Origin of the sequence: Pedobacter sp. ASV12, assembly GCF_016429155.1 — a bacterium.
Lineage (GTDB): Bacteria > Bacteroidota > Bacteroidia > Sphingobacteriales > Sphingobacteriaceae > Pedobacter.
Genome location: NZ_JAELUC010000016.1, coordinates 49421 through 58360 on the forward strand (window position 1 = coordinate 49421; position 8940 = coordinate 58360).

Below are 8940 nucleotides of genomic sequence, written 5' to 3' on the forward strand. Positions count from 1 at the left end.
GATGAGAATAAAACTACTGCTTCTGAGTATCTTAACCAGCCTGATCTTTGCGGCCTGCAACAAGGACGAGGAGCTGACGCTAGACTTGGATGCCAAACTCAACTTCTCATCAGACAGCGTGTTATTTGATACGGTTTTTACAGCAGTAGGCTCAAGCACCAGGAGATTAAAAATCTACAACCGAAACTCGAGGGCCATTAACCTCAACCAAATCCGTCTAAGCGGAGGCAACAATTCGGCTTTTAGCCTGAACATTAACGGACAGGCGGTTTCAGAAACCAATAACCTCAAAATAAACGGCAACGATTCGATCAACGTCTTTGTCAAAGTCAACATCAACCCAACCCAGCAAGACCTCCCTTTTATTGTGCAGGATTCGATTTTGTGCTATTTTAACGGCAAAAAGCAACGCATTGCACTGGTGGCCTACGGACAGAATGCGGTGTTTATCAACAGCGCCACCATTAAGAACAATACGGTTTGGAACAGCAAGCTACCCTACATCATCTACAAATCGCTCACCGTAGCCGAAAACACCAACCTGACCTTAGAGCCGGGCACCAAAATCCTGTTTCATGGCAACTCTACCATGAGTATTAAAGGCACCTTAACCGCGCTGGGCACCAAGGCCGATAGCGTTGTATTTGCCAGCGATCGGCTGGAAAAGCTGTACAGCAACGAAACCGGGCAGTGGAATGGTATCCATTTCTATCCCGAAAGCAAAAATTCGCGTATCAATTATGCAGTCATCAAAAATGGCATTACCGGCATTACCGTCGATTCGCTATCGGTAAACGACCAGCCCAAGCTGCTATTAACCAACACCATTATCAAAAACATGGAGGTGGTAGGCTTTTTGGGCTATCAAACAGACCTCACCGCCTTCAACAATCTTTTCTTTAACTGTGGCCAATACCTGCTTTACGGCGTGGGTGGTGGCAAATACAACCTTAAACAAAATACTTTTGCAGGCTACAACCCCTACTTTGCACGGAAAACAGCGGCCGTATACTTCTCTGATTATATCAGCAATACACAATCGGGCAACCTGAACATCGATTTTTACAACAATATTGTATGGGGAAGCTTGAGCAATGAGTTTCTGATCGACAAAAAAGTTGCCAATACACTATTAACGGCTACCGTAAAAAACAACCTGCTCAAAATCAATACAAACACCTTAAACGACACCAACCTGCTGAACAGCGATCCACTATTTATCAATGCTGATGCCGGAAATTTCAGGCTGGCCAAGGGCAGTCCGGCCAACAACAAGGGCTTTGATTTGAGCAACGACAGCTATTTCAATGCTTACCTGAACAAAGATTTAAACTATAAGTTAAGAATATTTCCCTCAGAATTAGGTTGTTACGAAAATAATTAAAAATTTTATTGCCCATTTTAAAACAATTGGCACTTGCTCGCGTTTATTATATCGAGAGCGTTAATTTAGATGGTAAGGGTCGATATTTTTTAGGAAATATCGGCCCTTTACTTTTTAAGGAAGTTATGGAGCACCTGTTTAATTTCTTCTGGATTAAACGGCTTTAAAACGTGTCCGTTCATGCCACAATCCCTAAATTTCATGTTTTCGTTATGCAAGGTAGATGCCGTTAAGGCAATAATGGGCAGGTTCTTGTAATAAGCGCCCGGAATTTCGCGAACTATGCGCGTGGTATCAAAACCATCAATGCCCGGCATACGGATATCCATAAATACCAGGTCGTATGTGTTGTCCATGATTTTGCGGATCGCTTCTTCGCCATTGGAGGCAAAATCGATATCCAAGCCCCATTTGCTCAAAAATCTTTTGGCAATCAGGATATTCACCTCGTTATCGTCAACCACCAAGATGTGTTTGCCCGTAAAAAGGCTAGGCAAGGCATGAGGCACTTGAACTTTTTCAGGTTGCTCCAGCAATTTGAAGCTAATTTCGAAACAGAACACCGTTCCCTTGCCTTCTACGCTTTGCACCTCTATTTCCGATTGGTAGAGCTTGATCAGTTTTTTGGTAATGGCCAAACCCAGTCCCGTACCTCCGTATTTTCGCGAAATATCAGTTCTGGCCTGGGTAAATGTTTCAAAAATATAAGACTGCTTTTCTTTGGGAATACCGATGCCATTATCCGCAACTTCAAAATAAATCAAGGCTTCGTCTGGCGTTTGCTGTTTGAGCTTAAGCGTAAACTCAACTTTTCCATGATCGGTAAACTTGATGGCATTGCCCAATAGGTTCATCACAATCTGGTAGAGCCTTGTTTTATCGCCCAGCAAGGGTTCGGGTATCTTGTCGTCGTAAGTCAGCAGCAACTGGTTTCCTTTTTTGCCGGCGGCCACCTGTAGCGAGTTGACAATGTCTACACAAAGCGTGTGCAAGTCGAAGGGCAAGGCTTCCAATTGCAGGTTTCCGGTTTCTATTTTGGTAAAGTCGAGGATATCGTTGATGATGTTGAGCAGGTTTTCTCCCGAGAACTTCAGGATGTTCAGGTCGTCAATCTGCGAATCTTTGGGTTCGTTTTCCAACAACAAATGCGTCATTCCGATAACAGCATTGAGCGGCGTACGTATTTCGTGGCTCATCACCGAGAGAAACATCTCTTTGGCTTCGCTCAGTTGCAGGGCCTGTTCCCTGGCCTCTACCATTTCGCGCTCCACCTGTTTGCGTTGCGTAATGTCGTAAATAAGCTCTACCTGGCGCTCTAATTGTCCGTTGGCATTGATGATCGGCGTATTGGCCACCGAAAGCCAGATAGGTGTGCCGTCTTTTTTATGCGCCAAAACCTCAATGGTATAGGCTTGCTTGTTGTTGGCCTTTTTACGCGATTTAAGGATCAGTTCCTTGTCGGTTTCGGGCGTAGAAAGCACATCGCCCAGCATTTTGCCCGAAAGCTCAGCCAGCGAATAGCCTATTAGGCTTTCCAAGGCATCGTTTATCCAGGTAATTTCTCCTTTCTCGTTCGAAATGGTAACGCCAGTATTGGTTTTGCTGGCCACCAGCGACAGCACCTGCAGCTCTTCTTCGGCCTTTTTCTTTTCAGTAATATCGATGATGATTTCTACCTCGGTTTCTACCTTACCTTCATCATTTAGCACTACCGTATTGTAGATGGACAGCCAAATGGGTTGTTTATCTTTACGGTAGGCCAGAATATCGACGGTAAAGGACTGCTTTTGCTGGGTAAGCTGGCGTGCTTTTTCAATAAGCGACCAATCGGTTTCTGGACCGCGAATCAAATCGCCCAAAGGCTTGCCCTTTACTTCTTCGAGGGTAAAGCCGGTAATTTTCTCAAAAGCATCATTAACCCAAATGGCATTGTTGTTGGCATCGTTAATTACCACGCCATTATTTACCTTGCTGGCCACGAACGACAGCTGGGTCAATTCGTTTTCCACCTTTTTGCTTTCGGTAATATCCCTGCCATAGCAATACCAGCGATTGTCTTTGGCCACCATGTTCCAGCCCATCCATTTCACCTGGTTGTACTTGCTTACCAGCCTAAAATCGATACTGAACTGTTTCTCGCCACTTCGCAATCCATCTTCGATCGCGTAAACGGTTCTGTCTACATCTTCACGCAGGCAGTAATCCCACATGCTCTGGCCAATGGTTTCCTCAACGGTATATTGCAACAGCGAGGTTACCGCATCGTTGATAAAAAGAATAGCCCCATTCCGGTCTAAAATACAATGGATTTCGGGCGAAACCGTAAAGATATCGACAAACTCATCAAAACGTTTGGTTTGGGCTTCGAGCTGGGCATTTTTTCTTTTAAGCGCCAGTTGAGCTACCACCTGTACTGCCAGGGTAGACAGGGCTTCGAGCTGGTGTTCGTTAAGGCTTCGGGGCTGTACATCGAGCAGGCAAAGGCAGCCCAAGGCAAACCCTTCGCTGTCTTTTAGCGGTGCACTGGCGTAAAACCTAATGTGGGCGTCGCTATTAACCAATGGATGGCTCGACAATTCTGGTTCCTGCCTTACATCTGGCATCAAAAAAATATGATCGGCCATCATGGTATACTGGCAAATGGTTACCGTTCTAGGCAACTTTCTATGCTCAGCTTCTACACCTACGGCCGATTTCAGGATCACGCTGTCGCGATCAACAAAAGACACGTAGGCAATAGGCACATTGGCAATCTGCGCCGCAAGCTTCACCAAATTGTCGAGCTCATGCTCCAGTCCGTCTCCCAAAATATCATAAGAATACAGGGCAGCAAGGCGCTGTTCTTCTTGTTCAGGAGAATAGGGAGATTGGTTGAACATTGCTTAAAAGCTTATTTATAAAGCGGGAAGCGACTGGTTAAGGCTTGTACCTGTTGTTTGACCTGGTTAAGATTATTCTCGTCTTCCGGATTGCTCAATACCTGGTCTATCAGGTCTACAATCTGTCCCATTTCGCTTTCTTTTAGTCCCCTGGTAGTAATGGCCGCCGTACCTACACGCATGCCCGAGGTTACAAACGGCGACTTATCATCAAAAGGAACCATATTTTTGTTAACCGTAATATCTGCCTTCTCCAATGCATTTTCGGCCAGCTTACCGGTAATGCCCTTGTTGCGCAGGTCGATCAGCATCAAATGGTTGTCTGTTCCGCCAGAAATGATACCATAACCTTTGGCTACAAAAGCTTTGGCCATGGCCTGTGCATTGGCACCAACTTGTTTAATGTAGGTGAGGTAATCGTCGCTAAGCGCTTCGCCAAAGGCAATGGCTTTAGCGGCAATGATATGCTCTAGCGGACCGCCTTGAGTGCCTGGAAAAACCGCCATGTCTAAAATGGCCGACATCATTTTGATTTCGCCTTTTGGCGTTTTGTGTCCCCAAGGATTTTCAAAATCCTGCCCCATCATGATCATGCCACCACGCGGACCGCGCAAGGTTTTATGGGTAGTGGTAGTAACGATATGGCAATGTGGCAACGGATTATTCAACAAGCCTTTGGCAATAAAACCTGCTGGATGAGAAATATCGGCCAACACCAAGGCGCCAATCTGATCGGCTACCTTGCGGATAAAAGCATAATCCCATTCTCTTGAATAGGCAGAGGCACCGCAGATAATCAATTTTGGCTTTTCGGCTAGGGCAACTTCCTCCAATTTGGCATAGTCGATCAAGCCATCTTCTTTTTTAACACCGTAAAAGTGTGGCTGATACAATTTACCAGAAAAGTTAACCGGCGAACCATGGGTCAAGTGGCCACCGTGCGACAGGTCGAAGCCTAAGATTTTATCGCCAGGCTGGATAACGGCCAGCATAACCGCCGCATTGGCTTGTGCGCCCGAATGGGGCTGTACATTTACCCATGCGGCTCCAAAAAGCTGTTTTGCTCTTTCGATAGCTAAATTTTCGATGTCATCTACCACTTGGCAGCCCCCATAATAACGTTTGCCCGGCAAGCCTTCGGCATATTTGTTGGTTAATACCGAACCTGCTGCTTCCATTACCTGTTTGCTCACAAAGTTTTCGGATGCGATAAGCTCAAGACCATGCTCCTGTCTATCTAATTCTTTGTTAATTAGATCAAAAATTATAGTATCTCGTTTCATTATGGGAAAAGTATTTTTGGTAAAAATACTAAATTATTGCTGAATTTTAGCGCCAAAACCAGAGCCTTTGCGAGGCAATAATAAATTGCCGTTTTTTCTTGATGTTCACATTTTTTACTAAATTTAATCTCTTATCTAATTTATTAAAAATGAAAAAATTAGCGTTTCTTACCGTTGTATTATGGATAGCTTTGTTTGCAACCAGTTGCAATAAAGAAAATACAACCGCCAAAGCCAACCTGAGTTACAGCTTTGGCGTCAGTAACCTGTATGCCTCTTTAGGCAGCACCGCTGCAACCAGTGGCATGCCTGTAGCCCAGGGAACAAATGGCAGCATCAATTGGACAAGCATGTCGCTTAATATTGCCAAGATCGTGTTCAAGGCCAGCCATGCCGGATCAAATGTAGCCTTCGAATCGATGAACTTCAATGCTATTAATCCCTTGCAAGTGGGTATCGTGAAAGGCACTGTTGCTATTCCTGCCGGCGTATACGAAAATGTTAAATTCAATTTAAGCCTGGCAGAAAATGCCGCCGTGCCTACTTTTACGCTTAACGGCACCTATATTGAGGCCAGTGGCACGCAGATACCAGTTTCTGTGCAATTTACACAATCGCAGGCACTCGACTTCGAAGCCAAACGTATTGAGGTGGTAGCTGGCGACTACATCGCCAATGTTTCCATCAAAATCAATCAGCTGGTAACCGGCCTAACCAGAAACGACTTTGGCCAAACCACGCGCACAGGCAACAATAACGCCATTGTAGTAACCAGCACCACTAACAGAGCACTATACGAGAAGCTGATGGCCAACTTGGCATCGACCATTAGTTTTGATGTGGCCAAGAAATAAAACAGGCATTGGTTAGGATGAAATTTGAAACGATTCTTGATAAAAGTATTAAACAAAATGCCGTAATTTGTACTTTTTATATACGGCATGGAAATTAAGACTGGAGCTTTACTATCTACTATCAATTATCCCGCTGATTTAAAGCGATATAGTGAACAAGATTTAGAGCAAATTTGCCAAGAGCTACGCCAATACATCATCGATGTAGTTAGCATTAACGGCGGGCATTTTGGAGCAAGTTTAGGTGTGGTAGAGCTCACGGTTGCCTTACATTATGCCCTGAACACTCCTTATGATAAATTGGTATGGGATGTGGGCCATCAGGCATATGGACACAAGATCCTTACCGGTAGAAGAAACCAGTTCCATACCAACCGTATTCTAAATGGCATTAGCGGCTTTCCTAAAATAAGCGAAAGCGAATATGATACTTTTGGCGTAGGCCACTCTTCAACTTCAATTTCGGCTGCTTTGGGCATGGCCGTGGCCTCCCATTACAAAGGCGAAAAAGACAGGCAACACGTAGCCGTAATTGGCGATGGCGCCATGACCGCAGGCTTGGCCTTTGAAGGCTTGAACCATGCCGGCATCGAAAATTCCAATCTATTGGTAATTTTGAACGACAACTGCATGTCTATCGACCCTAATGTGGGCGCCCTAAAAGAATATTTAACCAGCATCACCACCTCTAAATCGTACAACCGTTTCAGAGACGATGTTTCGAATGTATTGACCAAGCTTTCAGAACTTGGGCCCAATGCACACAAGTACGTTAAAAAGATAGAAAAAAGCATCAAAGGCACTTTGTTAAGGCAAAGCAACCTTTTCGAAGCACTCAATTTCAGGTATTTTGGTCCTGTTGACGGACATGATGTTAAAAAATTAGCTTCAGTAATCAAAGACCTGAGCGCAATTCCGGGACCGAAACTATTACACTGCATCACGGTAAAAGGCAAGGGATTTGCACTGGCCGAAAAAGACCAAACCAAATGGCATGCACCAGGTTTGTTTGATAAAATTACCGGCGAAATTAAAAAACCAGTAGTAGATAAGCCGCAGCCACCTAAATATCAGGATGTTTTCGGGCATACCCTAGTAGAGCTGGCCGAAAGCAACCCGAAAATCGTGGGTATCACTCCGGCAATGCCTTCGGGATCATCAATGAACATCATGATGAAAGCCATGCCCAATCGCGCTTTCGATGTGGGGATTGCCGAACAACACGCGGTAACTTTCTCGGCGGGTTTGGCTACGCAGGGGTTGGTACCTTTTTGCAATATCTATTCGAGCTTTATGCAAAGGGCTTACGACCAGGTTATCCACGACGTAGCTATACAGAACCTGAATGTAGTGTTTTGTTTAGACAGAGCCGGTTTGGCTGGTGCCGATGGCGCTACACATCACGGCGCCTATGATTTGGCCTACATGCGTTGCATTCCGAATATGGTTGTGGCCTCTCCTATGAATGAAGAGGAACTCCGCAACCTGATGTATACTGCCCAGCAAGAAAACATCGGCCCGTTTACCATCAGGTATCCACGCGGCAATGGCGTTATGCCCGACTGGAAACGTCCGTTTAAGGCACTGGAAATTGGCAAGGGCCGCAAAATCTGCGATGGCGAAGATGTAGCTATCCTAACCATTGGTCATGTAGGCAATTTTGCCGTAGAAGCCTGTAAAGAACTCAACAGCGAAGGCATACATCCTGCACATTACGATTTGCGCTTTGTAAAACCTTTAGACGAAGTCCTGCTACACGAAGTATTTAAGCGTTATGCCAAAATAGTAACTGTAGAAGACGGTTGTTTACAAGGCGGGATGGGCAGTGCCGTATTGGAATTTATGGCTGATCACAACTACAAGGCCGACGTCATCCGATTGGGCATTCCTGACGAATTTATAGAACACGGCGAACAGCCTGAACTTTGGGCACTTTGTGGCTATGATACACAAGCCATTATCGAAACTGTAAAAAAAGTAGCGATAAGCCGTACCACTAAAACAATGGCCTCTTAAGCCCTCTAACCTAAAGAATATACATTTTACCGCGTTTTGGAAAAACATTCAAAAATATACGTTGCAGGCCATAGAGGAATGGTGGGTTCTGCCATTTATCGCAAATTGCAAAAAGAAGGATATACCAACCTAATTGCCAGAAAATCTGACGAGTTAGACTTGAGGAACCAACAAGCTGTTGCCGACTTCTTCGCCAACGAAAAACCCGAATATGTGTTTTTGGCTGCGGCCAAAGTTGGTGGCATTGTAGCAAATAACACTTATCGCGCAGATTTTTTGTATGAAAATCTAGCCATCCAAAACAATGTCATTCATTCGGCTTATATAAATGAAGTTAAGAAGCTCATGTTTTTGGGTTCTAGCTGTATCTACCCTAAATTAGCTCCTCAGCCATTAAAGGAGGATTACTTATTGACTGGATTGCTGGAAGAAACCAATGAGCCCTATGCCTGTCTCTTATACACATCTAAAAGGGGGGGGGGGGGGGGGGGGGGGGGGGGGGGGGGGGGGGGGGGGGGGGGGGG

General features: G+C 45.1%; 6 protein-coding genes. 4 read left to right on the forward strand and 2 right to left on the reverse strand.

Going from position 1 to position 8940, the window contains the following annotated elements:
* The first annotated feature begins 1 nt into the window (after position 1).
* Positions 2-1384 (forward strand): hypothetical protein, encoded by a 1383-nt coding sequence (locus tag JHD69_RS06455; RefSeq protein ID WP_199138510.1) that lies wholly within the window; start codon positions 2-4, stop codon positions 1382-1384.
* 107 nt (positions 1385-1491) lie between these two features.
* Here JHD69_RS06455 and JHD69_RS06460 read toward each other — a convergent pair whose 3' ends face one another.
* Both JHD69_RS06460 and glyA read right to left on the reverse strand, forming a co-directional pair.
* The gene (locus tag JHD69_RS06460) at positions 1492-4263 is read right to left on the reverse strand and encodes a PAS domain S-box protein (RefSeq protein ID WP_199138512.1); all 2772 of its coding nucleotides are present in this window, start codon (positions 4261-4263) and stop codon (positions 1492-1494) included.
* Positions 4264-4274: 11 nt separating this feature from the next.
* The gene (gene glyA, locus JHD69_RS06465; protein WP_199138514.1) at positions 4275-5546 is read right to left on the reverse strand and encodes a serine hydroxymethyltransferase; all 1272 of its coding nucleotides are present in this window, start codon (positions 5544-5546) and stop codon (positions 4275-4277) included.
* A gap of 149 nt (positions 5547-5695) precedes the next feature.
* Between glyA and JHD69_RS06470 the strand changes: the two genes are divergently transcribed.
* The 3 genes from JHD69_RS06470 to JHD69_RS06480 all read left to right on the forward strand — a co-directional run.
* A complete protein-coding gene (locus tag JHD69_RS06470) occupies positions 5696-6400 on the forward strand; it encodes a hypothetical protein (protein WP_199138516.1) in 705 nt (234 codons plus the stop codon).
* Positions 6401-6487: 87 nt separating this feature from the next.
* The gene (gene dxs / locus JHD69_RS06475) at positions 6488-8416 is read left to right on the forward strand and encodes a 1-deoxy-D-xylulose-5-phosphate synthase (RefSeq protein WP_199138518.1); all 1929 of its coding nucleotides are present in this window, start codon (positions 6488-6490) and stop codon (positions 8414-8416) included.
* Positions 8417-8452: 36 nt separating this feature from the next.
* The coding region (locus JHD69_RS06480; protein ID WP_199138520.1) for an NAD-dependent epimerase/dehydratase family protein at positions 8453-8940 on the forward strand (488 nt) is incomplete at its 3' end.